Genomic DNA, 25,885 nt, shown 5'->3' on the forward strand with positions numbered 1-25,885 from the left:
TCGTGGCCTCCCGCCGGGGCGCCGGGCCGAGCCGGGCGGCCCTGGACCGGGCCCGGCGGCAGGGCGCGGCTCCTGAGCTGGTGTACGTGGTGGACCTGCCCGGGTACGAAGTGGCCGAGCAGTCGGTCGGCGTGATCAACGACGACGGTTTCGGCGCGGTCTACACCTCGCCCGGCGGCGAGCGGGTGGAGCTGCGGATCGACCGCGGGCCGTACGTCCCCACGGGCACGTACGAGCGCGACGGCGGCGGCTGGTACGCCGTGAACGACGGCCACCAGGAGTACGTCGCCGTGCGCAAGGACCACCACATCCGGCTGATCTGCCCGGTCGGCCAGGTGGACCGGGCGGTGCTGAAGCAGGCCGCCCAGGGCGCCCGCCCGGCGACCGGAACGGGCCCGCCCGCTCCCTCGCCGCCGGCCCCGGTGGAGCGCGGCGATCTGCCCGGCCCGCGTACCGGGCCCGGCGGCTGAGAGCGGGGGCCCAGGGCCCCCGCTCCCGCGCTCACTTCACGAGGTAGGCGTCGGAGAGGATCTGCTGGACGGAGTTGCCGTCCCTGTCCTGCGCCTCGACCTTGATCGAGATGCTGCCGGGCCCCTTGGGGTTGAGCACCAGCACCTTGTCGCCGGGCAGCACCGCGGCCCGGGTCCAGTGCGCGCCCTTGTCACCGGAGATCCAGACCGCCCGCAGCGACGATGAGCGGCCGCCCTCGGTCCTGACGGTGAAGGTGAACGGCCGGCCGCCCTGGACCGTGTCGTCCTGCGGCAGGCCGAGCTCGTAGCGCAGCCGGATCAGCGGCACCTGGGCGCAGGGCTGCTTGTCCTCCCACAGCACGGAGTCCAGGCAGGGGTAGGGGTTGCTGTCGCCCGTGGGGCGGGCGGAGCGGAACGTCCAGGTGGTCTCGACACCGGTGCCGGCGTGCTTGCCGGGGAAGGCGTCCTTCCACGAGCTCGTCAGCCGGTAGGCGCCGGACCCGGCGGGGACGCCGTAGTAGGGCACGCCCAGGTCGTCGTACTGCGGCTCGATCTCGGTGGCGCCGCTGAACAGGCGGAGCTCCTCGGTCCCCGGCGCGCCCTGGTACATGTGGGTCGGGTCGGAGGCGTCGGAGTAGTAGCCGAAGCCGATCGGGCTGAGCGCGCGCAGCCGCAGCCGGTCGCCCTGGCGGCAGCCGTCGCAGTAGATGGTGGGGTCGATCCAGTCCGGCAGGCCGGGGCCGGGCGCGAACTGCGAGGGCGTGACGGCCTCGTTCCAGTCCTCCCGCTCCTTGGTGGCGTGGGTGAAGCCGCGGGCGGAGGTGGCGAAGCGCGCGCCGCCCGAGGCGGGGTCGAAGAAGACGAACTCGCGCTCCCACAGCACGTCCCGGCCGGGGGAGTTGTAGTACTCGGTCCTGGCCGTCGGCCCGGCGAAGCCGTGCGAGCCGCGGACGCTGAGGCGCTGCTCGGGGGTGTAGGTGTGGTTGACCTCGGTGAAGTTCGTGTACGGGCCCCACGTGCCGGGCTGGGGGCCGAACCGGGCGTGGTAGGTGGTGTCGATCTCGGTGAGGTCGCGTGCCTTCGGGGCGAAGCTCAGCCGGCCCGCCGTGGTGCCCTTCACGTAGTAGGCCAGCTTGTACTCGAACGGGGTGGTCGGCGTGACGCGCAGGGCGGCGCTCGGGTACGGCTTGCGGGCCAGGGCCTTGCCGAGCCGGTCCGCCTCGCCGCTGTCGATCCAGAGCACCGGGATCTTGTTGTGGTCCGCGAAGTTCGAGGCGCTGAGCAGCCAGGCGAACCGGTCGCTGGTGACCACGCCCGCGGCCCCCGCCTTGATGGCCAGGTCCAGGTCGGCCAGGAAGAGATCGAGCGAGTCCCGGGCCGGGAGGTGGACGAGCTTGCCGCGGGCGTCCGCGCCGCCGCGCAGGTCGTCGCCCGTGGTCAGGCTCAGGCGCCGGTCGGCGGCGAACTTCGGCACCAGCGGGTCGTGCTCGCTGACGTAGTGCGGGTCGAGCCGGAGCCCCGGCACGGCCAGCTCGACCTCCGGCGCGCGGCGGATCTGGTCGAACAGCACCGTGGAGGTGCCCACCGTGGGCGCCTTGCGCACCCGCGAGACCCAGTACCCGCCCCTGTTGACCGGCTCGTAGCTCAGCAGCGACGCGCCCGCGTACATCTGGCCCGAGGCGGTCGTGCGGGCGACCATCACGTTCATGAACACCGGCTCCGACGTGCGCGGCGTGCTCACCTGGATCGGCTCGACGTCGGTCGCGTCCAGGGTCACCGTGGTGTCACCGTCGAGCTTGACCTCAGGGGCGAGCAGCGCGGCGTACTGGAGCTGCCGGTCCGGCTCGGTGTACCACCAGGGCATGTCGCCGATGGAGTAGACGCCGCCGTGGGCGAGCTTGAGCTCGGTCTCCACCGTGCCGGGCGTGTCGGTGGCCCGCCAGTTCCCGGTGGCCGTGGTCATCGGCTCGCCCTGGAGGAGCGGGTCGGTGTCGCTCACCCGCAGGGCGGTCAGGATCCCGGGGTTGAGCGTCCATTCCGGCTTCCCGACCAGCCTGACGCGTACGGTGTCCAGCTTGGCGCCCTTGTGCAGGGCGATCGGCGCGGTCAACCGGGTCGTGCCCGCGGTGGCGGTCAGGCGGCCCTCGTACCAGCCGGGGTCGCCGAGCGTGGGCTCGATGGTGAGGTCCGCGCTCGCGGTGCCGCCCGCGGGGACGGTCAGCGACGACGGGGTGAGCGTGGCCATCCCGGCGGGCGGCTGGGCGTCACCGCGCTTCAGCGTCATCGACAGGGCCAGCGTGACGGGGTCCTTGCCGGTGTTGCGGAAGGTCACCTTCCTGCTCAGCGTCTGGCCGGTGTACGGGTCGGTGAACCCCGCGTGCACCGTCGCCAGGTCGTCGAAGACCTGCTGGGTGACGGCCTGCCCGATGTCCAGCCGCCCCGCGCCCTGGTCGTAGACCGTGGCGTCGATCGGCTTCGCGGTGCCCGTCAGGGCGGTCTTGAGCTGCTCGGGCGTCCAGTCGGGGTGCTGGGCGGCCAGGATTCCCGCGGAGGCGGCCACGTGCGGGGCGGCCATCGAGGTGCCGGACGCCGCGGTGTAGTTGTCGTCGATCGGGCCGCCGCCCGGGACGCTGCTGCCCTCGCCCAGCGAGGTGCCCGCCGCGCGCGCGGCGACGATGTTCACGCCGGGCGCGGCGATCTCCGGCTTGATCGCGAAGTCCTCGCTCAGGCGCGGGCCGCGGCTGGAGAAGGAGGCGATCTTGTCGGCCGAGTCCACCGCGCCGACGGTGAGCGCCGAGGACGCCGCGCCGGGGGAGGCGATGGTGTACCGGCCGGGGCCCGAGTTGCCGGCCGCGACCACGAACAGCGTGCCGTACTCGGCGGTCAGCTCGTTGGCCGCCTGGCTCAGCGGGTCGGTGCCGTCGGTCGGGTTCTGGCTGCCCAGGCTCATGTTGACCACCCGGACGCGCTCGGTGGCCGCCTGCCACTGCATCGCCGCGATGATCTCGGAGTTGTTGCCGCTGCCCGTGTCGTCCAGGGCCTTGGCGATGGTCAGCCTGGCGCCGGAGGCGACGCCCTTGTACTTGCCGCCGGAGGCGGCGCCGCTGCCGGCGATGATGGACGCCACGTGGGTGCCGTGACCGACCCGGTCGGTGACCTCGTCGGGGTTGCCGCCGCCCGGCATGCCGGCCGGGACGAAGTTGCGGGACGCGACGACCCTGCCCTGCAGGTCGGGGTGCGCCAGGTCGATGCCGCTGTCGATGACGCCGACCTTGGCGCCCGTGCCGTCGTAGCCGGCCGCCCAGGCCGCGGGGGCGCCGATCTGCGGGTTGCTGACGTCGTCGAGCGCCTTGACCTTGCCGTCGAGCCACACCTTGCGCAGGCCGCTCGTCAGGGCCCTGGCGTCGTTCCGGCCCCCGCCCAGGGACTGCCAGAACGCGCCGGCCTGCTTCTTGTCCACCTTGATCGCGGCGCCGTCGATGCTCTCCAGCACCATCGGCTCCGTGCCGCCCTTCAGCGACCTGGCCTTGCCCGCCAGGTCGGCGGCCTTGGTCCGCGGCTGGTACTGGACGATGAGCGGCAGTTGCGCGGTCTTCGCGTCGGCGTAGCCGTTGGCCGCCAGGTAGTCGACGTTGAACAGCTCCTTGTCCAGCAGGCCGCCGCTGACGTAAGGCGCGGCGTCAGCGGGGATCACGTAGTAGCCGTGGTCGTCCTGCTGGGCCTGGTACGTGCGCGCCTCCTCGCCCTCGACGGGCTCCAGCGTGGCCGAGGCGCGGCCCGCGGCGTCCTTGGAGTAGGTGACGGTGTCCCCGGTGATCAGCGTGATCTTGACCGGCGGCAGGCCGGTCACCGGCGCGTTCGCCCTCGTGGCCGCGGTCGTGGCCGCGGTCGTGACGGTCGCCGCGGTGGCCGTCTCCGGCACCGCGGCGAGCGGCACCGCGAGTAAGGACGCGAATAAGGCCACGAGTCCGCGGCGCCGGGGGGTGGACAGCATACGCACACCTTTCTCCAGACCTTGGGAAACGCCGGAGATCGTTTCCTCGCTGACCTAATCTGGGAATGAGTCAGGGCACAAGCCCGCCGAACGGGCCAAAACCCGCCAGGTGGCGGTAACCCGCCATCCGCATGCGGGAGGAAGGGCGTCGCCGATGCTCAAAGCGATCGGCCTGTCACCGGCCGAGAGCCGCCTGTACGCGACGCTCGTCGAGAACCCGCGATCCTCCGCCGCCGAACTCGCCACGCACTGCGGCGTCTCGACGCCCCTGGCGGCCCGGACGCTGGCGGCCTTCGCGCGGCGCGGCCTGGCCAGCAGGTTGCCGGGCCGCCGCGCCCGTTACGTCGCCGTCGCCCCCGACATCGCCTTCAGGCCGCTGCTCACCCGCCAGGAGGAGGAGCTCCACCAGGTGCGCACGGCCATCCACGAGCTCACCACGTCGTTCCACCTGGCCTCCCGTTACGCGGCGCACCCGGCCGAGCAGGTCGAGGTCGTCACGGGGACCGACAACATCATCAGCAGGGCGTACGCGCTCCAGGACAGCGCGCAGACCATGTTCCGCAACATCGACAAGCCCCCGTACGTCATGCGCGGCCACGCCGACAACGTCGAGCGCGAGCGGCGCATGCTCAGGTCGGGCATCGACTACCGCAGCGTGTACGACCTGGAGTCGCTGGCGCTGCCCGGCAAACTGCGGCTCGTCCAGGACTCCGTGGCCCACGGCGAGAAGGCCCGCGTGGTGGCCGGGGCGGCGGCCAAGATGTGGATCGCCGACGACGCGCTCGCGCTGATCCCCATCCGCAACGGGGCGTACTCCATCGACGCGGCGTTCATCCTGCACCGCTCCGCCCTGCTCGACGCGCTGATCGCGCTGTTCGAGCTCGAGTGGGGGCGCGGGTTCCCGCTGCGCGGGGCGCCCCGTCCCGCCGCCGGCCCCGGCGAGCCCGACGAGCCGACCCGGGAGCTGCTCGCGCTGCTCGCGGGCGGCCTGACGGACGAGGCCATCGCGCGGGCGCTGGGCCTCGGGCTGCGCACCGTTCAGCGCCGCATCCACGCCGTCATGCAGGAGCTGAACGCCATCACCCGCTTCCAGGCGGGGCTGGCGGCCCGCGAGCGCGGCTGGATCCAGCCGGGGGACCCGGTCATCAAACGTCCGGCCGGGTCAGGGTGAAGACCGACGCCCGCGACTGCGGGTAGAAGCCGGCCGGCAGCGGGCCCGCCTCCCGCCACCCGAGCCTGCGGTAGAGGCCGGCGGCGGGCGCGCCGGGGTCGGTGATGAGCCAGGCGGAGGGCCGGTCGGCGGTCATCCCGTCGAGCAGTCGCGCGCCGATCCCCTGGCCCTGGTGGCCGGGGTGGACGAAGAGCTCGACGACCTCGAAGGCGCCGCGGGTCAGCGCGGTCGCCGCGGGCAGGCCGAAGGCCGTGACGAGGGCGTCATAGACGCGGTTGCCGCTCAGCTCGTCCGGGGTCGGCCAGCCGTAGCAGACGCCGGTGAGCCGGTCGGCGTCGTCGGTAGTGGTCAGCGCGCTGAAACCCGGTTTGGCGACGCCCGCGGCGAGCTTGGCGGGGTAGCGGCCGAGCTGCTCGGGAGTCTCCGACCACGGCGGGGCGGCGTAGCAACGCTGGTAGAGGTCGATGATCTGGGCGGATATCGCGGTGATGCCAGGTCCGTCGAGACGCATACGCGAAGCCTAATTGCGAATAGTTCGCAAGAGCAATAGTCATGCATTATGTCATCGGGCCGCGCACACGTCCTGGTACGGCACGTCCTCGAGGTAGCGGTCCCATTCGGCGGGAGTGAGCGTGCGCCCGGCCCGCGCGCACACCTTCCCGATCATCAGCGCGTCGCCGACGGGCACCTCGCGCACGGCCCCGGCCGTCATGCCGTCCTGCATGCCGACGTACAGCACGCTCCCGTCAGGGCTGAAGGCCATGGACGAGGGGTCGAACTCCCCGACCCGGTACGAGCTGCCGAGCCGACGCCTGGACCGGACGTCCCAGAGCTCGAGCACACCCTGGTCGGTGGCCGTGGCGAGGATCCTGCCGTCCGGCGAGAAGACCATGCTGGAGCTGGCGCCGGCGGCGCGGGGCAGGACGGGGCGCAGCGGGGTGGGGCCCTTGACGTCCCAGAGCCCGATCCGGTGGGTGGCGGCCTCCTGGACGGCCAGGAGCCCGTCATGGCTGACGGCCAGCGCACCGGCGTCGCCGAGCCCGGAGCCGACGGCCTTGCCGGTCATCACGTCGACGAGCCTGCCGTCGGCCGAGACGAACACCTGCCGTCCCGGAAGGAAAGGGCCGACGCTCAGCCGGGTCTGGTACGAGGCCACCACGCGGCCGTCGGCGGCGTCCAGCACGACCATGCTCATCAACGGACTCTCGCCCAGCAGGAGGGTGACGGCGATCCTGCGCCCGTCGGGGGTGAAGTCGACGTACGCCGGCTGGTAGTCGCCGTCCCCCACCCGCTTGGACCAGAGCTTCCTCCTGGTCGCCAAATCCCACAGGGTGATCGTGCGGTCCATGTCGCCGACGGCCAGCCGGGTGCCGGCGTCGTCCATGCCCAGGATGGACCCTTCCTCCCTGACCTGGATGCGGCCTGTCTCCTTACGCGCCCGCAGGTCGAACACGCTCAGCTCGGCACCCTTCGTCCAGGACACCGCCCAGTGCGCGTCGGGGCTGAGCCTCGGGGTGTCGGGCAGGGCGACGGACGGGGTGCGCGGCGCGAGGTCCACGCTGATGACGGTGTCGTCGACGAGGTAGCGCAGCGTCCTGCCGTCGGGGTCGAAGCGGACGTCGCCGAACTCGCCCTCGGCGCGGTAGCGCAGGACGGTCCGCTGGTCGCTGATCCGCATGACCTCCAGGTCGCGGCCGTAGAAGCCGGCGAGGTAGCGCCCGTCGGCGCTGAACCGCAGCCGCGCGGAGTCGTGGCAGATCCCGCAGTTCAGCGTCTCCTTCAGCTTGCGCTCGCGCCCGGTGACGGCGTCCACGAGGACGATGTCGCCCGCGACGTCGGAGCAGGCCAGCGTCTTTCCGTCCTGGCTGTACGCCGCCAGCACGTGGCTCTTCACGCAGGCGGGGAAGGGGCGCTCGACGGTCCAGCCGGGCAGGGCGATCTGGTCGAACCGGTAGCCGGGCAAGAGCAGGTGCCTGCCCGTCGGGTCCACGAGCGGCGCGGGGGTCTGCGCCATCGTCCGGTCCGCGTAGACCATCCGGCCGAACTGCTTTCCGGTGGTCACGTCGATGAGGAAAGGGACGTCGTCGGCCATGGTGACCACGAGTGTCGTCTCGTGCTCGCCGAACACGACGCCGTAGCCGCCGTTCCCGGTCGGCTCGAGCGATCTCCTCACCAGCGTCTTGCCCGTCCTCAGGTCCCAGACGCCGAGCTCGTCCGTGGTGGTCTGGGCGAGCAGGCGTCCGCTGCGGCTGAGCGCGGGGCCCTGGATGATCGTCCCGCGCAGGGTCATGCCGGGCCAGCTCGCCGTCCGCCTGCCGGTGCGCACGTCGTAGACGTTGACGCCGCCCTCGCTGAAGCTGACCAGCGTGCGCCCGTCGCGGCTCAGCGCCCGCCGGCCCATGCCCTTGACCGGCGGGTCGCGGAAGGCGGCCGTCTCCTGCTGCTGGAGCGAGCCCATCAGGCTGGAGCGGGCCTCCGGCTGCGGCGAGACCCGGTACGCGGCCACGCTGAGCAGCATCGCGAGGGCCGGGTCGGTGGTGCGCATGCGGTCGGCCTCGGCCGCCACCTGCTTGGCGGTCAGGATGTCGAGCCGCTCGACGGCCTGCCGGCGCTGCCACACGGCCAGTCCGCCCGCCACCAGGGCCACCGCCAGCAGCCCGGCCAGCGCCGACGTGACCAGCGTCCTGCGCCGGGTGCGCCTCCTGGTCAGCTCGGTGCCCGCCCGCAGGAAATCGCGCTCGAACGGGGTCAGCGTCAGGTGCCTGCGGCCGGTCGCCGCCCAGCTCAGCGCCTGCTCCAGGCGGCTGCCCTGCAGCACGTCGCCGTCGCGCCGGCCGTGCTCCTCCCAGTGCCGCGCCGCCGCGTTGATCTGGTCCAGCATCGCCAGCCCGGCGCGCTCGGCCTCCATCCACGTGCGCAGGCGCGGCCAGGCCCGCAGCAGGCCGGGACGCGCCACCACCACGGACCCGTCCCTGGTGGCGACCACGTACGAGAACGCCTCCAGGATCCGCTGGACGGCCGCCGCCTCGTGGTCCGGCCGGCCGGCGAACAGCTCCTCGTGGCCGGCCCGCCGCAGCGTCTCCTGGCCCTCGGCGTTCACCGCGACCAGCCGCAGGAACACCTCGGCCGCCAGGTCGCGCGCCTCCGGGCCGAGCGAGCCGTAGGCGTCCTCGGCGATCGCGCCCAGCTCGGGGTCGTCCCGGTCGGGCGCCCGCATCCCGCCGGCGCGGCGGCTGCCGGCCGCCAGCAGCCCGCCCACGTCGGACCCGTCGCCGCTGACCAGCGCCAGCAGCAGGTCGCGGGCGGACGGCCGGGCCCGCGGGTCCTTCTCCAGCGCGGCCTCGATCAGCGTGGCCAGCCCCGGGGGCAGCGCGCTCAGGTCGGGGTGGTGCGTCAGCACGCGGTGCATGACGCCGCCCAGGTTCTCGCCGCCGAACGGGTCCTGCCCGGTGGCCGCGAACACCATGATCGCGCCCCACGCGAAGACGTCTGCCGCCGTCCCCGCCCGCTGCCCGGTCAGCACCTCGGGCGCCATGTAACCGGGCGTTCCCGCCAGCTCGCCGGTCCTGGTCAGCGACATCTCCGCCGTCCTGGCGATGCCGAAGTCGATCACGCGCGGCCCGTCCGGGCCGAGCAGCACGTTGTCCGGCTTCAGGTCGCGGTGGACGACGCCCGCCTCGTGGATCGCGGTGAGCGCCGTGGCCACCGCCGTCGCCAGCCGGTGCAGGTCGTCGCCGGTGAAGCGCCGCCCCTCCCGCACGGCCTCGCGCAGGCTCGGGCCCGGCACGTACTCCGAGACCAGGTACGGTTTGCCGCCGTCGAGATCGGCCGCCAGCAGCCGGGCGGTGCAGAACGAGGCCACCCGCTCCGCCGCGGCCGCCTCCTTGGCGAAGCGCCCGCGGTCGCCCGCCGCGTGCAGCACCTTCACCGCCACCCGCCGCCCGTCGGGGTCGTAGGCGTCGTACACGACCCCCTGACCTCCCGCGCCGAGCCGCCCGGCCAGCCAGTAGTCCCCGATCCGCTGCGGATCCCCCGCGATCAGCGCCTCCACGGCGGGTTAGACGCCCCGGGCCGCGCCAAAGTTGCGGCGGACCTGGCCTGAAGCTGCGCGTATCGTCGGTCCGGTGAGTTTGCTGTGGGTCGCCGACGCCGTACCGGCGCTGGCCGCGGTCTCGTCGGCGGGGGTCGCGTCGTTCCTGCCGCGGCTCAGGGCGCGCCTGCCCGCGCTGACGCTCCTGGCCGCCGCCGGCTCCCTGGCCGTCACGCTCGCCCACGTCGCGGGCGGGCTGGAGGCGGCGCCGGGCGCCGACCTGCTGGGGATGGCCGAGGGCCTGGCGTTCGCGGCGCTGGCCGGCCTGGTCGTCCGGTACGCGCCGCCCCGGCGGGCGGCGCCCGCGGCGTCGGCGGCGGGCCTGGCCGGTGCCGTCTGGCTGCTGCGCTTCTTCTTCCCGGTGTCGTTGCTGGAAGCGGTGGGCGCGTGCGCGTTCTGGGGCCTGGGCGTGCTCCTGGCCGCCGCCGTGGGCGGCTACCTGCGCTTCCTCGACGTACGGCAGGAGCGCGCGGCGGCCGACGCCCGGACCGCGCTGCGGCTGCGGCTGGCCCGGGACCTGCACGACTTCGTCGCCCACGACATCAGCGAGATGCTGGCGCACGCCCAGGCGGGCATGGTGGCGGGCGATCCGCTGGACGCCCTCGAACGCGTCGAGGCGGCCGGGCAGCGCGCCCTGTCGATGCTGGACCGGACCCTGGACACGCTCCACCGCGACCTGCCGCTCACCCCGGCGGGCGACCTCGACGGCATCCGCGCCGCCGCCGAGCGCTTCTCCGAGGCGGGGCCCGCCGAGGTCCGCCTGCGCATGGACGCGTCGCCGGCGGTTCCCGCCGACACCGGGGCCCTGGCTTACCGGATCGTGATCGAGGGGCTGACCAACGTGCGGCGGCACGCCCCGCGGGCGACCCGGGTAGACCTGGCCGTGACCGCCGGGGCCGGCGCGCTCGAGATCACCCTGACCAACGACGGCGTGGCGGGAACGCGGGGCGGCCGGCGAGGCGGGTCCGGCCTGCCCGCGCTGGCCGCGCTCGTCCGGGAGCAGGGCGGCGACCTGGTGGCGCGGGCCGTACCGGACGGGTGGTCGCTGGCCGCCCGCCTGCCGCTGGCACAATCGCCGGGGTGGCCATCCGCATCCTCATCGCCGACGACCAGGAAGGCATCCGCGCCGCCTTCCGGCTGATCCTCGACGCCCAGCCCGACATGACCGTCGTGGCCGAGGCCGCCGACGGCCGGGCCGCGATCGAGACCGCCAGGGCGATCGGGCCCGACGTGGTGCTCGCCGACATCCGCATGCCCGGGGCCGACGGCATCGAGGTGGCCCGCGCCCTGGCCGGCACCGGCGTCCACGTCGTGATCGTCACCACGTTCGGGCTGGACGAGTACGTCGACGCGGCGCTGCGGAACGGCGCCTCCGGGTTCGTCCTCAAGCGCTCCGGCCCCACGCTGCTCGTCGAGGCCGTCCGGGCCGCGATGAACGGCGACATGCTCATCAGCCCCCAGCTCACCGTCCGGCTGCTGCGCCAGCGCGCCCTGCCAGAAACAGCCCCCGGGGCGCCGCACGTCGTCCTCACCGAGCGCGAGGACGAGATCGTGGCGATGGTGGCGCAGGGCAGGACGAACGCCGAGATCGCGGCGGAGCTCTTCCTCGCGCCGGGCACGGTCAAGAACCACATCGCCGCCATCCAGCGCAAGATCGAGGCCAGGAACCGGGTCGCCATCGCCGCGTGGGCCTGGGCCACCGGCAGGGCCGAGCCGTGATCTCCGCGCTCGGGGGTCAGGGGAGGGGGAGCAGGGTCCGGTATTCGCCGGGCAGCCGGCCCGCCACGTCGGCGTACTCCTCGCCGGCGATCGACTCGCGCAGCATGGCGAAGACCGCCCTGGCGTGCTCGCGGGCCCGCTCAGGAGAGACGCCCTCGCGCGTGGCGATCCGGCGGACGAACTCCTCCAGCGGGACCTGCCCGCCGGGACCCGCGCCCACCCCGCGCTTCAGCGGCGCGTGCAGCTGGACGGGCAGCTGGCCGACCAGGTCCTCGACCTTGCCGGGGGCGATGCGCTCGGCGAGCGTCTCCAGCGCCGCCTCGGTGGCCCGGCGCGCGCCCGCGTAGTCGAGCCCGGCCCGTTCCGCGACCCCGGCCAGGAACTCCCTGGCCGGCATGATCTCGACGTAGCGGCGCTCGGCCTCCGCGACCAGGGTCTCGAAGTCGTCCGGGAGATCGGCCGCCATGTCGGCGAACTCCTCGGGGCTGACGGCCTGCCCCATCGCCCAGAAGACCGCGCGGGTGTGCCGCCCGGCCGTCTCGACGTCGACCCCGGCGCGCTCGGCCACCCGCCGCAGGAACTCCTCGACGCCGAAGGTCTCGGGGTCCCGCTCGGTGTAGAGCCAGGGCATCGCCTCCGGGGGCAGCTCCCTGAGCAGGTCGCGGCTCTCGTCCTTGGGGAGCCGTTCGGAGAGCGTACGGAGCGTGGCCTGCACGGCGCGTTCGGCGGCCTGGGGCCCCGCCCCGGTCTGCTGCTCCACGATCTTGAGCAACTGGTCGTAGTACATCCCCGCTCCCCGCGCCGAGCCTGTCGCGTTCCGCCTGCTCAGCTACCCGGGAAAGGGGGAGCGTCACCCCTCAGGCGGTGCCGCCGCGCAGCAGCTCCTTGGAATCGTGTTCCACCAGCACCGGGATGAAATCGCGCACCGGGCTGTCGGTGAATCGGCCATAGGCCGTCCGCACCGCCGCCTCGACCTGCTCGGCCGAACGGGTGCCGGTGAATCTGGCGACCAGCCTGGTCACCACGTCCTGGATCGCCTCACGTTCGAGGCGCTCGTCGTACGCCATGACCTTGTCATAGCACGTTCCAAAGCCCGCTCCATAGAGCACTTTTTCGGTATAAATCAGTCACCATGGGCGGGTGGCCCATGCCCCATATCAGGCGACCTCCGACGCGGCGTGCGCCTTGATCGCCACGCTGGTCAGCGCCAGCAGCAGATCGAGGTCCGGCTCGGCCTCGACCCTCAGGATCACCCACGCGTGGTCGGCGCCCATCTGGACCTGGTCACAGTCGCCCAGGTACGGCTCCAGCCGCTCGATCGCGGGCTCCGTCAGGCACAGGCGGACCTCGTCCGCGCCGGTCAGGCGCAGGATCTCGGTGCCTCGGACGGTGAAGGCCATGCCACGCCTGGTGTCGCTCAGCTCCAGGGCCGGCCAGGACAACAGCTGGGCCACCGCTCGGGCCACGTACGGCCCCCGGCGCCCGGTCGATCGCCGCCTGGCGGAAATGACTGTCACGTTTCCATGCTGATGCACCGCACCACCGACCCGCCATCGTCCGTTCTTCAACTGTTATCCGCGTCGTGAGAATTTCGGACCCCTCCCCGATCTTCGGGGCGGCGGGCGGGACCGGTTGTTCATCAGGCGTTCATCATGCGGACTGCGGGCGGCGCGGCGGCCGTCTCCGTGACATCGTTGGGTCAGCTGGTGTAAAAGCGTCCAGACGCTAGAGGAGATGTCCCGTGTCCTCCCCCGTACCCCCTCCTTCGCTTCCCCGTCGTTCCTTCCTCGGCCGCGCCGCGGCCGGCAGCCTCGGCATCGCGTTGGCCGGCAGCATCGAGACCATCGCGGGCCCGGCCGCGCTCGCCGCCACCCGGCCCCCGCTCGGCTACGGTCCGCTGGTCCCCGACCCGGCCGGCATCCTGGCCCTGCCCGCCGGGTTCTCCTACCGCGTCATCGCGGAGGCGGGGGTGACGCTGCTGGAGAGCGGCGAGCCGACCCCGAGCGACGCCGACGGCACCGCGGCCTTCTCGCACGGCCGGGGCGCCACGCTGGTCAACAACCACGAGATCGGAGGCAGCGAGCCCTACCGGGTGCCGGCGCTGCCCGGCCTCACCTACGACCCCGGCGCCGGGGGCGGCACCACCAACATCGACGTGGACGCGCGCGGCGAGCGGATCCGCGAATATGTCAGCCTGGCCGGCACCCACAACAACTGCGCCGGCGGCAAGACCCCCTGGAACACCTGGCTGACCTGCGAGGAGACCGAGCAGCGCGCCGGCGGGGCCTACCAGAAGGACCACGGTTACGTCTTCGAGGTCGACCCGTTCGACCGCGAGGCCAACCAGGACCCGGTGCCGCTGAAGTTCCTCGGCCGCTACTCGCACGAGGCCGTCGCCGTCGACCCGAGGACGTCGGCGATCTACCTGACCGAGGACGCCGGCGGGCCGAACGGGCTCTACTACCGGTGGACCCCGCCGAGGAAGTTCCACGGCCGCAAGGGCGCGCTGCGGGCGCTGGCGCTGTCCGAGGGCGGTGACACCGCGGGCAAGCTGGAGGCGCTGAGCTGCTACCGGGACGACACGCACGTCGCCGACCTGTCGGAGGCGACCGAGCCGGGCACGCGCTTCAAGGCCCGGTGGGTGGAGGTGCCCGACCGCGACGCGAAGACCCAGTCGGTACGCCTCCAGTTCGCCAACGACCAGGTCACCCGCAGCCGCAAGCTGGAGGGCGCCTGGTGGGGCGACGGCGGCGCGTACTTCGTGGCCAGCTTCGCCCGGCACACCGACGGCAGCGCCAACGAGCACGACGGCCAGGTGTGGTTCTACGACCCGCGCACCGAGACGGTCACGCTCAAGGTCATCTTCGGGGTCAACCCCGACCCGAGCCAGGACACCGACTACGACGGGCCCGACAACATCACGGTCTCCCCGTACGGCGGGGTGATCCTCGCCGAGGACGGCGAGGGCATCCAGCACCTGGTGGGCGTCAGCGCGCAGGGCAAGTCCTACCCGATGGCGCGCAACGACCTCAACGACAGCGAGTTCACCGGCCCGACCTTCAGCGCCGACGGCCGCATCCTGTTCGCCAACATCCAGTCGCCCGGCCACGTCTTCGCCATCACCGGCCCGTGGCGGCGCTCCGGGCACGCCGCCGGCTGACGCCGGTCCGCCCTCCCGGCGCGCGAGCCGTGCGCCGGGAGGGCCCCGGTCGCGTGGAAAACCGCTCGACGGCCCTGGGCGTCACCCGCCACCATGGGTCGTGATGTACCGAGCGTAGAAGCACCTCGATCACAGCAGGGGATGGCCCCGAGTCGCGGCCATCGCCGCTGTTCAGGCTGTTCGTCATCGGCGGCGCCCCGGGCGCCGCCCACTGCCACATGTGATCGAGGACGCCAGAAAGAGGCTCTTCATGGAGCTCCACGAATACGCAAGGTACGACGCCGTCGGGATCCGCGACCTGATCAGGTCGGGCGAGGTCACCGCCGGCGAGGTCGAGGCCACCGCCAGGCGGGCCCTGGCGCAGGCGGACGCGCAGGTCAACGGCCTGGCCCTGCCGGTCTTCAGCCAGGCCCTCGGCCATGCCGGGGACGGGCCGTTCGCCGGGGTGCCGTTCCTGATCAAGGATCACGGGCCGGTGGCCGAGGGGGTGCCGTTCACCCTCGGCAGCCGGGCCCTGCCGGGCGTCGTCGCCGGGCGCGACACCGAGCTGATGGCCCGCTTCCGGGCCGCCGGCCTGGTCACGCTGGGCCTGACCACCGTCCCGGAGCTGTGCCTCAGCTTCGCCACCGAATCGCTCAGGTACGGCCCCACCCGCAACCCCTGGGACCTGGACAGGGGCGCGGGCGGGTCGAGCGGCGGCGCGGCCGCCCTGGTCGCCGCCGGCGCCGTGCCCGTCGCGCACGCCAGCGACGGAGCCGGGTCGATCCGCGTCCCGGCCTCCTGCTGCGGGCTGGTCGGGCTCAAGCCGAGCCGCGGCCGGATCACCTGCGGGCCCGACGCGGGGGAGGCGATGCTCGGCATGTCGTACGAGTTCGCGCTCACGCGCACGGTCCGCGACGCCGCGCACCTCCTGGACGCCGTCCAGGGGCCCGGCGTCGGCGACAAGTACACCGCGCCGCCCCCACGGCGCCCGTACGCCGACGAGGTCGGGGCCGATCCCGGCCGGCTGAGGGTGGCGGTGACCACCAAGGCCTGGTCGGGCACCGAGGTGGACGGCCGGGTGGCCGAGGCGGCGCTCCGGGTGGGCCACGCGCTGGAGCGGGCCGGGCACGACGTCATCGAGGCCGGCCCGGCCGTGGACCAGGAGGCGGTCAGGCGCAGCCTGGTGGCCGAGAGCGTGGCGATCGCCTCCACGCTGCTCATGGCCCCCAGGCGGCCCGACCCGGCCCGGATGGAGGCCGTCTCCCGGCAGGCCCTGCGGGCGGCGCGGGAGTACACCGGGCTCGACCTGCTGGCCGCCTTCGACGCCCAGAACCGGGTCACCCGTTCGGCGGGCGCGTTCTTCACCGAGCACGACCTGCTCGTCACCCCGACGCTGGCCCGCCTGCCCGCGCCGCACGGCACGCTGCGCTACGACGATCCCGAGCACACGCTGACGAGCTGGCTGGACTCGCTCGACGGCTACGGGCCGTTCACGGTGCTGTTCAACATCACCGGGCAGCCCGCGATCAGCCTGCCGCTCGGCCACGCCGACGGGCTGCCCGTGGGGGTGCAGATCGTCGCGCCTCACGGCCGTGAGGACCTGCTGTTCCGGATCGCCGCCCACCTGGAACTGGCGATGCCCTGGAAGGACCGGACTCCTCCGGTCTTCGTGGGCAACCGTTCCTAGGTGCCGAACGGCACGGTCGCCGGGGTCAAGAGGTGCCGAACGGCACCTGGCCCCGGCGACCGGGCCGCCGGGAGGCTGGATCGCATGGAAACCCTCACTTCCGGCCGGCGCGGCTACGCGGCGGCGCTGTGGGCGCTGGGCTACGGCCTGCTCGGGGCGGCGTGGGCGCTGGGGACGCCCGGCTTCCCCTGGGGCGCCTCGGACCCCGACCCGGACGGGGCGCTGTCCGTCCTGGCCGGCACGACGCCGGGCTTCGGCTGGTGGATCGCCGCCTTCGCGCTGCTCGCCCTGGTGGCGGCGCTGGCGCTGGCCCGCGGGAACGCCGGCCGCGCTCCGCTCTACCTGGCCTGGCCGATCGCCGCGCTGCTGATCCTGGTCGTCCCCGACTCGCGGCTCATGATGGGCCTGGCCTACACGCCCCTCCTGCTGGTCGCGCCGCTGTTCGGCTGGAGCCTGGGCGGCGCCACCCTCGCCGACGCCTGGCCGTGGCCGGTGCTCAACCAGCTCGTCTGCGTGCTCGGCGGGCTGCTCCTGGCCGCCGCGGCTCTGGCCCACGGCCGCGGCGTCCTGGGCTGGTTCACCCCAGAACGGGGACGCCGGGCCGTGTACGTGGCGGTCGCGGTGCCGCTGGTCTACTGCCTGACCCGGTGGGCCTGGGCCCTGGGCATCCCGCTCGGCGTGAGCCCGGAGTTCCTCGCCCAGGGCGAGGACGGCCTGTGGCTGGCCGGCGCGTACCTGGCGACCTTCGGCGCGTTCGGCGGCGTGCTCACGCTCGGGCTGACCCAGCGATGGGGCGAGGTCTTCCCGCGCTGGATCCCGGGCCTGCGCGGCAGGCGGGTGCCGCCCCTGCTGGCGGTCATCCCCGCCGGGTTCGTCTCGATCGTCGTCACCGTGGCCGGGCTGACCTACATCAGGGCCACGATCGCCGGCCGGTTCACCCTGGACGAGTGGGGCGCCTGGCTCCCGGAGTGCTTCTGGCCGATCTGGGGCGCCGCCCTGGCCACCGCCACGATCTGCTACCTCCGGCGCCGCTCGGGTCACTGACGGGGAGTAACCGGGCGCGCTCGTGACCCGCTCTTGGTGTCCGTCTCAGTACGCTCCCGTGCGTGATGGAAGACAAGAGCCGGAGCAGGCGGCGGATCAGCATCGACGGAGCGGGCATCGAGAGGCGCAGGACGGCGATCCAGGCGCTGGTGGATCAGGCGCCGCCGCCGGCGGCAGAGCGCGTCCCGATGCCCCGCCCCATCTTCAGCGCGCGCTCGGACGGGCAGGAAGCGCCGCGACCGCCGATGACTGGGCAGCTCCGGGAAGGGTGACGTACTTGCCGAGGAACTTCCGCGCCGAGGCGGAGTCCAGGCGGTAGTCGTAGTTGGTCTTCTTGCAGGCGTCGTCCGCACCGGAGATCGTCGTGGCGATGAGGAGGTGCGAGGTGAGCCCGCCCAGGAAGTTCGGGCCGCCCGAGTCGCCGAAGCAGGTGCTCCCGTCGCCCTTGGCGGACAGCGAGAGGTTGAGCCATCTCGGGGTCATGCTCTTGTAGGAGATGGTCGCCTGGTGGCGCGTGTCGGTGTAGTGGAAGCGCTGGCCGCGCGGCTTCTTCTTGGTGGGCTGGAGCGAGCCGTACCCGACGGGGGTGAAGCGCGCGGACTCCAGCTTGTTCTCGGCCTTGAGGACGTCGAGCAGGCCCGCGCCCGGCAGCTGGGCGGGCGTGATGTTCGTGACGGGCTTGTCGAACAGGACGACGGCCATGTCGTGGAGGTCGGACTTCTTCGAGAAGCGCGGGTCCGGGACGTACCGGCCGGTGTAGACCTGGGCCCCGCGTTTGTAGTGGTCGGCGAAGGAGACCGTGGCCGTCTTCTGCTTCGGCTCACCGCAGTGGGCGGCGGTGAGGAAGACGGTCGGTGAGATGAGCGTTCCGGTGCAGTACGCCCACGTGCCGTCGGGATTCTGCTCATCGGAGATGAGAGCCCCTACTTCCGGGTGCATGTCGCCGTCGGCGAAGCCGTTGGTGATGGCCGCTGCGGGAGTCGCGGTGTACGCCAGCATCCCGGCGACAACCAGGACAAAAGGGACATAACGCATTCCAGAAGTTTAGGTGTCAGAGGGTGGCGAATGACACATCTAGGCAAAAGATCTACCCGTTTTCCGGGGGTGGTCGGTTTGGCCGCGCATTTCCCGGAGTGGGAGGCATCGCGTATATAAGATCCCCTCGTGAATGCTCAGGCCCTGGCGCTCGGCGCGGTCGCCGGGCTGCCGGACGGGTTACGGGAGCTCCGGGTGCGGGTCAGGCGGTTCCTCGAGGACGAGATCGCGGCCGGCGGCTTCGCCCCCGAGGTCGACGCCTGGATGTCGGGCGTCGATCCGGCCTTCAGCGGCCGCCTGGCCGGGCGCGGGTGGGTGGGGATGACCATCCCCGTGGCGTACGGCGGGCACGGGCGGACCGCGCTGGAGCGCTATGTGGTGACCGAGGAACTGCTGGCCGCCGGGGCGCCCGTGGCCGCCCATTGGATAGCCGACCGGCAGATCGCGCCCAGCATCCTGCGTAACGGCACAGAACAACAGAAACACCGGTATCTTCCGCAGATTGCCCGCGCCCAGAGTTTCTTCGCGATCGGTATGTCCGAGCCCGATTCGGGTTCGGACCTGGCCTCGGTCCGGACCCGGGCCGTCGAGGTCGAGGACGGCTGGCGGCTGACGGGCACCAAGGTGTGGACCAGCGTGGCGCACCTCGCCACGGCGGTGGTCGTCCTGGCGCGCACCGACGACGCCGGGGACCGGCACGCCGGGCTCTCCCAGTTCATCGTGGACCTGCCCCACCCGGCGGTCACGATCCGGCCGATCATCACGATCGACGGGGCGCACCACTTCAACGAGGTGGTCCTCGACGACGCGGTGATCCCGGCGAGCGGACTGCTGGGCCGCCGGGGGGACGGCTGGCGCCAGGTCACCGCGGAGCTGGGCAACGAACGCTCCGGCCCCGAGCGCATCCTCAGCACGCTGCCGCTGCTGCGCGAGTGGGCCCGCCCGGAGAACCTGGGAGACGACCCGGTCGCGCACGCCGAGCTGGGCCGGCTGGTCTCCCGGCTGGTGGCGCTGCGCCGGCTGTCCCTGTCGGTCGCCGAGCGGCTGGCCGAGGGAGAGAGCCCGGCCGTGGCGGCGGCCCTGGTCAAGGACCTGGGCACGGAGTTCGAGGGCGACGTCGTGGACGCCGTACGGCGGCACGTCGCCCCGGATCCGGGCGGCCGGGGGCTCGCGGCCATGCTGGCCAAGGCCGTCCTGCACGTCCCGGCCTTCACCCTGCGCGGCGGCGCCAGCGAGATCCTGCGCTCGATCGTGGCCAAGGAGCTGTCCTCGTGACCACCGACCATCCCCGCGACCCGGCCGAGGGTCCTGCCTTCGTGACCACCGACCATCTCCGCGACCCGGCCGAGGGTCCTGCCTTCGTGACCGGCGACCATCTGCGCGACCTGGCCGAGGCGGTGCGGGCCCTGCTGGGCGCGCGGCCCGACGCGCTCTGGGCCCGGCTGGAGGAGCTGGGTTTCACCTCGCTCACGGTTCCCGAGCGCCAGGGCGGGAGCGGTGGCACGCTCACCGACGCCGCCGTGGTGGTCCGCGAAGCCGGCGCGGCCGGGGCGGCGCTGCCCCTGTCCGAGGCCCTGTTCATCGCCGGCCCGCTGCTCGCCGCGTCGGGAGCCGCGCTGCCGGCCGGGACGGTGACCGCGTACGTCGGCGATCTGGTGGCGCAGCCGGGCCCCGGCGGCCGGTGGCGGGTCACCGGCCCGCTGGTCCGCGTGCCCTGGCTGCGATCCGCCGATCACCTGGTGGCCCTGGTCGGCACCCCGGACGGGCCGGGAACCGCCGTGCTGCCCGCCCCCGCCGGGCTCACCCCCGGCGAGAACCTGGCGGGGGAGGAGCGCGACAGCGCCGTGCTCGACGGCGCCGAGGCGGCGGTCACGCCCCTGCCGCCCGGCCCGTGGCGCCACGAGCTGGAGCTGCACGGGGCCGCGGCGCGGGCGCTGCAGCTGGCCGGCGCCGCCCGCGCCGTACTGACGCTCACCGCGCGGCACGTCGCCGACCGGGTGCAGTTCGGGCGGCCGCTGGCCCGGTTCCAGGCGGTCCAGCACCGGCTCGCGCGGCTGGCGGCCGACGTGGTCACCGTCGAGGTGACGGCGGACGCGGCGGTCGCGGCGCTGCGGGACGGCGCCCAGGACCGGGAGCTCGCTGTGGCCTCGGCCAAGGCCGAGGCGTCCGCGCTGGCCCGGTCGGTGGCCGCCGCGGGTCACCAGCTGCACGGCGCGATCGGGTTCACGATGGAGCACCGGCTCGGCGCCTGCACCAGGAGGCTGTGGGCCTGGCGCGAGGAACACGGCAACGAGCTCCACTGGCAGCGCAGGTGCGCCGACCTGGCGAGAGGATCGGGCGACGTGTGGGAGCTCGTCACCGGCGAGCCGGGGTCGAGGCCCCTTTGACGACAGGAGCAGCACCATGACCGCCGAACCACCCGCCCTCACCACCGTCGGCGACGGGATCGCCCGGCTCACCCTGAACAACCCCCGGCGCAAGAACGCCATCACGCTGGAGATGGCCGCCCTCATCGAGGAATTCTGCGCCCGCGTCCACGGCGACGACACCATCGGGGCCCCTCGTGGACGGCGCGGGCGGCTACTTCTGCAGCGGCGCCGACACCCGCGACCTGGCCGCCTCCTCCGCCGATCCCGCCGCGCCCGAGTCGGTCGCGCGGACCTCCGCCGTGTACGCGGCGTTCGTACAGGTCGGGCGGCTCCCGGTGCCCAGCGTGTCCCTGGTGACCGGCGGCGCGGTCGGCGCCGGGCTCAACCTCGTCCTGGCCACCGACCTGATGCTGGTCAGCCATGACGCGGTGCTCGACAGCGGGTTCGTGGCGCGCGGCATCCACCCGGGCGGCGGTCACCTGGCCCTGCTCGGCCGCGCGGCCGGCTATCAGCACGCCATCGCGCTCGGAGCCCTGGGCGCGGCGTTGTCCGGCGCCGAGGCCGTGCGCCGCGGCCTGGCCTGGGACGTGACCGAGCCGCACGCCATGCTGGACACCGCCACCCGGCTCGTGGCCAAGGCCGCCGCCGACCCGCAGCTGGCCCGGCGGATCAAGCAGAGCGCCACCCTCGAACTCGGCCCGCCCGCGGTGTCCTGGCCGTCGGCGCTGGAGATCGAACGCGGGATGCAGATGTGGTCGCTGGGCCGCAAGGGCAGCCAGGGGTGGGACCGGAAGCCGCCCAAGCCGCCCAAGCCGCCCGTGGAGTCCTGAATGTTCAGCCTTGCCCGAGCGAGCGGGCCTCCTTCCACCGCGGGCTGTCGAGGAAGTGGTTGTCGTACAGCTCCTGTGAGTTCAGCAGCTCCTCGAGGGTGGCCTCGCCGGTGCGCAGGCGGGCCAGCAGGCGGAAATACTCGAAGCGCTCCACGCCCGGCGTGATGACGATCAGCAGGTCCGCCTCGGAGCCGGGGGCGGCGGCGAAGGCGTGGGCGACGTTCGGCGGCACCACGGCCATGTCGCCCTCCTCCAGGGTGAGCACCTCGTCGCCCGCCAGCACCTGGGCGGCGCCGCCGAGGACGTAGAACAGCTCGCTGGAGGAGGTGTGCAGGTGGGGCACCGCGCCGTCGGCGCCCGGGGTGAGGGTCATGCGCAGGCTGCTCAGGGCGCCGCCGGTGGAGCTGGAGTCGAGCAGGAGCCGGCCGGTGGCCGGGGCGTCGCCGCCGCCGATGACCTCGGCGTCGGCCGCGCGTACGACTGCGGTTTCGGGCGTGATGAACGACATGGTGCGAAGTCCTTCCAGGGGAGTCAGAGGGCGCCGTCGAGGGCGGCGGCGACCAGGCGTTCGGCGTAGGCGCGATCCACCGGGTCGCCGGTGATCAGGACGCGGTAGTACAGGGCCCCGGCGAGCTGCTCCAGCAGCGTCATGGGGTCGACGTCGGGGCGGAGCCGGCCCTCGTCGCGGGCGCGTTCGATGAGGCGGCAGGCCAGCGCGTTGCGGCGGGCGTAGACGCCGCGCTCCAGCTCGCCGACGTCGTCGTGGCGCGCGGCGGCGGCGACCAGCTCGGCCACCGTCCCCGCCGAGCGGCTGTCCTGGCCGGGCGGCAGGCCCGCGACCCGCATCCGGTTGAGCCCGGCGGCGACCTTCTCCATGTAGTCGGTGAGGTCGCGCCGGATGTCGCCGGTGTCGGTGATCTCGTCGTGGTCCTGCAGCCTGGCCACGACGGCCAGGGCGAGGTGGTCCTTGGTGGGCCAGCGGCGGTACAGCGTGGTCTTGGCGATGCCGGCCCGCTCGGCCACCTCGTCGGTGGACAGCCCGCCGTACCCGCGCCGCAGCAGCAGCTCGGTGGCCGCCTGCAGGACGCGCTCGTCGACCTCGGTGTCACGCGGCCGGCCCCGTGGACTCATGTGGACCTCCTCCATTTCGCTACTTGGGTAGCGAAATTCAAGGTACACCGGGGCCGCTCTTTACGCAACCTTAGTTTCGTATATACCCTCGGACCGCCTGGCCGGTGCTGTCGCCACCGTCCGATGACCTTGTGGAACAAGGCCAGCGCTCCGCCGGCGGTGAAGTCCTGGACTGACGATCCGCGCCAGGGCTGGTGCTGCCACAAGCTGTCGACGTCGACCCACTGGACCAGTTGCTGCCCGGCCTGTACCAGGTCCAGGAGTCTCCTGGCCACAGTCGTCTTGCCGACGCCAGGAGCGCCGCCCAACATCACCGCTCGCACCGAGGCACAGTAGTCGCCGCGTGATCACCATCGCCAACGCTTTTCGCAGCACATTTGCGTCAGCCGGAGATCTTCCAGGCCGCAGCGCGATATGTCGCGGCCGAACCGTGCGGAACCGTCCGTCCACCCGGAAGGACCTGTCCATCCACCTAGCTGTCAGACGGTGAACTCGACCCCCTGGGCCAGCGGCAGCTCGCCGGAGTAGTTGATCGTGTTCGTCGCCCGGCGCATGTAGCCGCGCCAGGCGTCCGAGCCCGACTCGCGCCCGCCGCCCGTCTCCTTCTCGCCGCCGAACGCGCCCCCGATCTCGGCCCCGGAGGTGCCGATGTTCACGTTGACGATCCCGCAGTCGGAGCCCTCGGCCGAGACGAACAGCTCGGCCTCGGCCTGGTCGCGGGTGAAGATGCTGGACGACAGGCCCTGGGGGACCGCGTTGTTGAGCGCGATGGCCTGCTCCAGGGTGTCGTACGGCATGACGTAGAGGATCGGCGCGAACGTCTCCTGGGCCACGATCGGGGTCTGCTCCCCGATCCGCACCAGCGCGGGCTCGGCGTAGTAGGCGTCCGGGGCCTGGTCGGCGAGCCGGCGCCCGCCGCCGGCCACCAGCGTGCCGCCCTGCTCCACGGCGGCCTCCAGCGCGGCGCGCATGGCGGCGTGCGCGCGGCCGTTGACGAGCGGCCCGACCAGGGTGCCCGGCGCCATCGGGTTGCCGATCGGCAGCCGCGCGTAGGCGTCGGTGAGCCGCTCGACCAGCGCGTCCGCGACGTCGGCGTGGACGATGACGCGGCGCATGGTCGTGCACCGCTGGCCCGCCGTCCCGGCGGCCGAGAACACGATGCCGCGCGTGGCCAGGCCGAGGTTCGCGGACGGGCACACCACGGCCGCGTTGTTGCCGCCGAGCTCCAGCAGCGACCGCCCGAACCTGGCGGCGACCCGCGGCCCCACGGCGCGGCCCATGCGGGTCGAGCCGGTGGCGCTGACCAGGGCGACCCCGGGGTGGTCCACCAGCGCCTCGCCGACCTCGGGACCGCCGACGAGAACCTGGCTCAGGTACGCGGGCGCGCCGTGCTCGGCGGCGGCCCGGTCGAGCAGGGCCGCGCAGGCCAGGGCGGTCAGCGGCGCCAGCTCCGACGGCTTCCAGACGACCGGGTCGCCGCACACCAGGGCGATGGCCGTGTTCCACGACCAGACGGCGGCCGGGAAGTTGAACGCGCTGATCACGCCGACGACGCCGAGGGGGTGCCAGGTCTCCATGAGCCGGTGGCCGGGCCGCTCGGAGCTGATCGTGCGCCCGTACAGCTGGCGGGACAGGCCCACCGCGTAGTCGCAGATGTCGATCATCTCCTGGACCTCGCCGAGCGCCTCGGAGGTGATCTTCCCGACCTCCAGGCTGATCAGCGTGGCGAGGTCCGCCTTGTGCGCGGCCAGCAGCTCGCCCAGCCGCTTGACCAGCGCGCCCCGGGCCGGCGCCGGCACGGTCCGCCAGGCCAGGAACGCCTGCCTGGCCCGCTCCACGGCGGTGTCGACGGCGCCCGGGTCCACCCGGTCGACGGCGGACAGCGGGCCGCCGTTGATCGGCGAGGTCGTCGTGACGCCGCCGCCGAGCGCGTCCACGTCCACACCGCAGCGCTTGGCGGTCTCTCGTGCCGTCGCGGCCAGCTCGTCGGCGCCGGGCAGCGTGGTCACCATGAGGATCTCCTTGTCAGACGATGTTGATCTCGGGCCTGGCCCCGGAAAGGGCGAAGCGGCCCGCGTCGAAGCCGGTGACGTCCACGAACGGCGTCCGGCCCAGGTAGAGGTCGCGGACCACCTCGCCGACGGCCGGGCTCATCAGGAAGCCGTGGCCGGAGAAGCCGGTGGCGTAGATGAACCGGTCGACGCCGCGGGCGGTGCCGATGAGCGCGTTGTGGTCCGGCGTCACCTCGTAGAGCCCGGCCCAGCCGGTGGCGATGCCGGTCTCCATCAGCGCCGGGGCGCGGCGGGCCATGGCCTCGCCGAGCCTGGGCAGCCAGGCGTCGGAGCGGTCGAGCTTGAACCCCGGCGTCTCGTCCGGGTCGGACATGCCGAGGAGCAGCCCGGGGCCCTCGCGGTGGAAGTAGAACGTGGTGCCGAAGTCGATGGTGAACGCCATCGGCGGCAGATCCGCGACCGGCTCGGTGACCAGGATCTGCCGGCGCAGCGGGGTCACCGGCAGGTCGACCCCCGCCCACTCGCCGACCGGGCGTGACCAGGCGCCCGCCGCGCAGATCACCGTGTCGGTCTCGATGCGGCCGGCCTCCGTCCGGACGGCGACGATGCGGCCGTCCACGACCTCGATGCCGGTCGCGGCGCAGTTCGGCAGCAGCCGCGCGCCCAGCCGCCGGGCCGCGCCCGCGTAGCCGAGCACCACGGACTCGGGCGTGCAGTGGCCGTCGGTGGGGGAGTAGGCGGCGGCCAGCAGCCCGTCGGTGTCGATCAGCGGCGACAGCTCCTTGGCTTCCCGGACCGGGATCATCCGGCTGGGGACGCCGAGGTCGTTCTGGATCGCCACGTTCTTCTCGAACTCCGCGACCGACTCGGGGGAGTCGAGCAGGAACAGGTAGCCCGGCTTGTGCAGGTCGATCTCCTGCCCGAAGCGCTCGGCGAAGGTCTCGAACGTCTCCAGGCTGCGTACGGCGAGCTCGATGTTGACCCGGTCGGAGAACTGCGCGCGCACGCCGCCGGCCGCCTTGGAGGTCGAGCCGGAGCCCAGCGGCCCCTTGTCGACGAGGACCACGTCGCGCACGCCGGCCGCGGCCAGCGCGTACGCCGAGCTGACGCCCATGGCGCCGCCTCCGATGATGACCACCGACGCCCGCCCGGGCAGGTCACGTCCCATAGATCGGCTTCCTTCCTCACGTA

Annotated in this window: 21 protein-coding genes; 10 read left to right on the forward strand and 11 right to left on the reverse strand. The window is 73.3% G+C overall.

What is annotated here, in order from left to right:
• Positions 1–2 precede the first annotated feature (2 nt).
• On the forward strand, positions 3–470 hold the full coding sequence (locus tag H4W80_RS58215) for a hypothetical protein (RefSeq protein ID WP_192792863.1): 468 nt from the start codon (positions 3–5) through the stop codon (positions 468–470).
• Between the two features lie 31 nt (positions 471–501).
• On the opposite strand, the gene H4W80_RS58220 is transcribed toward H4W80_RS58215, so the two are convergent.
• Positions 502–4,464: a S8 family peptidase gene (locus H4W80_RS58220; RefSeq protein WP_192792864.1), complete on the reverse strand. Its 3,963-nt coding sequence runs from the start codon at positions 4,462–4,464 to the stop codon at positions 502–504.
• 154 nt (positions 4,465–4,618) lie between these two features.
• Between H4W80_RS58220 and H4W80_RS58225 the strand changes: the two genes are divergently transcribed.
• A complete protein-coding gene (locus tag H4W80_RS58225) occupies positions 4,619–5,635 on the forward strand; it encodes a helix-turn-helix domain-containing protein (RefSeq protein ID WP_192792865.1) in 1,017 nt (338 codons plus the stop codon).
• Here H4W80_RS58225 and H4W80_RS58230 read toward each other — a convergent pair.
• Complete coding sequence (locus H4W80_RS58230; RefSeq protein WP_192792866.1) at positions 5,610–6,146, reverse strand: GNAT family N-acetyltransferase; 537 nt, start codon at positions 6,144–6,146, stop codon at positions 5,610–5,612. The two genes, H4W80_RS58225 and H4W80_RS58230, sit on opposite strands and share 26 nt — an antisense overlap.
• Before the next feature lie 51 nt (positions 6,147–6,197).
• Positions 6,198–9,686, reverse strand: a complete 3,489-nt coding sequence (locus H4W80_RS58235; protein WP_192792867.1) for a protein kinase domain-containing protein — start codon at positions 9,684–9,686, stop codon at positions 6,198–6,200.
• A 73-nt stretch (positions 9,687–9,759) separates the two neighbouring features.
• Between H4W80_RS58235 and H4W80_RS58240 the strand changes: the two genes are divergently transcribed.
• Together H4W80_RS58240 and H4W80_RS58245 are read left to right on the forward strand one after the other, a co-directional pair.
• On the forward strand, positions 9,760–10,866 hold the full coding sequence (locus H4W80_RS58240; protein WP_192792868.1) for a sensor histidine kinase: 1,107 nt from the start codon (positions 9,760–9,762) through the stop codon (positions 10,864–10,866).
• Complete coding sequence (locus H4W80_RS58245; RefSeq protein ID WP_192792869.1) at positions 10,806–11,444, forward strand: response regulator; 639 nt, start codon at positions 10,806–10,808, stop codon at positions 11,442–11,444. Before H4W80_RS58240 ends, H4W80_RS58245 begins: the two co-directional genes overlap by 61 nt.
• Positions 11,445–11,460: 16 nt before the next feature.
• On the opposite strand, the gene H4W80_RS58250 is transcribed toward H4W80_RS58245, so the two are convergent.
• The 3 genes from H4W80_RS58250 to H4W80_RS58260 all read right to left on the reverse strand — a co-directional run bounded on the left by H4W80_RS58250 (position 11,461) and on the right by H4W80_RS58260 (position 12,961).
• On the reverse strand, positions 11,461–12,231 hold the full coding sequence (locus tag H4W80_RS58250) for a DUF2267 domain-containing protein (protein WP_192792870.1): 771 nt from the start codon (positions 12,229–12,231) through the stop codon (positions 11,461–11,463).
• Between the two features lie 70 nt (positions 12,232–12,301).
• Positions 12,302–12,511, reverse strand: a complete 210-nt coding sequence (locus H4W80_RS58255; RefSeq protein ID WP_192792871.1) for a three-helix bundle dimerization domain-containing protein — start codon at positions 12,509–12,511, stop codon at positions 12,302–12,304.
• 90 nt (positions 12,512–12,601) lie between these two features.
• Positions 12,602–12,961: a luciferase domain-containing protein gene (locus H4W80_RS58260; protein WP_192792872.1), complete on the reverse strand. Its 360-nt coding sequence runs from the start codon at positions 12,959–12,961 to the stop codon at positions 12,602–12,604.
• Positions 12,962–13,185: 224 nt separating this feature from the next.
• Here H4W80_RS58260 and H4W80_RS58265 point away from each other — a divergent pair, with 224 nt between their 5' ends.
• The 3 genes from H4W80_RS58265 (at position 13,186) to H4W80_RS58275 (ending at position 17,317) form a co-directional block, all read left to right on the forward strand.
• Positions 13,186–14,604 carry an alkaline phosphatase PhoX gene (locus tag H4W80_RS58265; RefSeq protein WP_192792873.1) on the forward strand — a complete coding sequence of 473 codons (1,419 nt, stop codon included), beginning with the start codon at positions 13,186–13,188 and terminating at the stop codon, positions 14,602–14,604.
• Between the two features lie 250 nt (positions 14,605–14,854).
• Entirely contained in the window at positions 14,855–16,273 is a 1,419-nt protein-coding gene (locus H4W80_RS58270) for an amidase (protein ID WP_192792874.1), read from the forward strand.
• Between the two features lie 84 nt (positions 16,274–16,357).
• The gene (locus H4W80_RS58275; RefSeq protein WP_192792875.1) at positions 16,358–17,317 is read left to right on the forward strand and encodes a hypothetical protein; all 960 of its coding nucleotides are present in this window, start codon (positions 16,358–16,360) and stop codon (positions 17,315–17,317) included.
• 204 nt (positions 17,318–17,521) lie between these two features.
• Here the strand turns inward: H4W80_RS58275 and H4W80_RS58280 are convergent, their stop codons facing one another.
• Complete coding sequence (locus H4W80_RS58280; protein WP_192792876.1) at positions 17,522–18,352, reverse strand: trypsin-like serine protease; 831 nt, start codon at positions 18,350–18,352, stop codon at positions 17,522–17,524.
• 129 nt (positions 18,353–18,481) lie between these two features.
• Here H4W80_RS58280 and H4W80_RS58285 point away from each other — a divergent pair, with 129 nt between their 5' ends.
• The 3 genes from H4W80_RS58285 (at position 18,482) to H4W80_RS58295 (ending at position 21,551) form a co-directional block, all read left to right on the forward strand.
• A complete protein-coding gene (locus H4W80_RS58285; protein ID WP_318787568.1) occupies positions 18,482–19,627 on the forward strand; it encodes an acyl-CoA dehydrogenase family protein in 1,146 nt (381 codons plus the stop codon).
• A complete protein-coding gene (locus tag H4W80_RS58290) occupies positions 19,624–20,739 on the forward strand; it encodes an acyl-CoA dehydrogenase family protein (protein ID WP_192792877.1) in 1,116 nt (371 codons plus the stop codon). The genes H4W80_RS58285 and H4W80_RS58290 overlap by 4 nt, the downstream gene beginning before the upstream one ends.
• Positions 20,740–20,915: 176 nt before the next feature.
• Entirely contained in the window at positions 20,916–21,551 is a 636-nt protein-coding gene (locus tag H4W80_RS58295) for an enoyl-CoA hydratase-related protein (RefSeq protein ID WP_318787569.1), read from the forward strand.
• A gap of 4 nt (positions 21,552–21,555) precedes the next feature.
• Here the strand turns inward: H4W80_RS58295 and H4W80_RS58300 are convergent, their stop codons facing one another.
• From H4W80_RS58300 to H4W80_RS58315, 4 genes are all read right to left on the reverse strand, one after another.
• A complete protein-coding gene (locus H4W80_RS58300) occupies positions 21,556–22,059 on the reverse strand; it encodes a cupin domain-containing protein (protein ID WP_192792878.1) in 504 nt (167 codons plus the stop codon).
• Positions 22,060–22,082: 23 nt separating this feature from the next.
• On the reverse strand, positions 22,083–22,682 hold the full coding sequence (locus tag H4W80_RS58305) for a TetR/AcrR family transcriptional regulator (RefSeq protein ID WP_192792879.1): 600 nt from the start codon (positions 22,680–22,682) through the stop codon (positions 22,083–22,085).
• 479 nt (positions 22,683–23,161) lie between these two features.
• Positions 23,162–24,694 (reverse strand): L-piperidine-6-carboxylate dehydrogenase, encoded by a 1,533-nt coding sequence (gene amaB, locus H4W80_RS58310; protein WP_192792880.1) that lies wholly within the window; start codon positions 24,692–24,694, stop codon positions 23,162–23,164.
• A 13-nt stretch (positions 24,695–24,707) separates the two neighbouring features.
• A complete protein-coding gene (locus H4W80_RS58315; RefSeq protein ID WP_192792881.1) occupies positions 24,708–25,862 on the reverse strand; it encodes an NAD(P)/FAD-dependent oxidoreductase in 1,155 nt (384 codons plus the stop codon).
• Between the last annotated feature and the right edge of the window lie 23 nt (positions 25,863–25,885).

Origin of the sequence: Nonomuraea angiospora, assembly GCF_014873145.1 — a bacterium.
Taxonomy (GTDB): Bacteria; Actinomycetota; Actinomycetes; order Streptosporangiales; family Streptosporangiaceae; genus Nonomuraea; species Nonomuraea angiospora.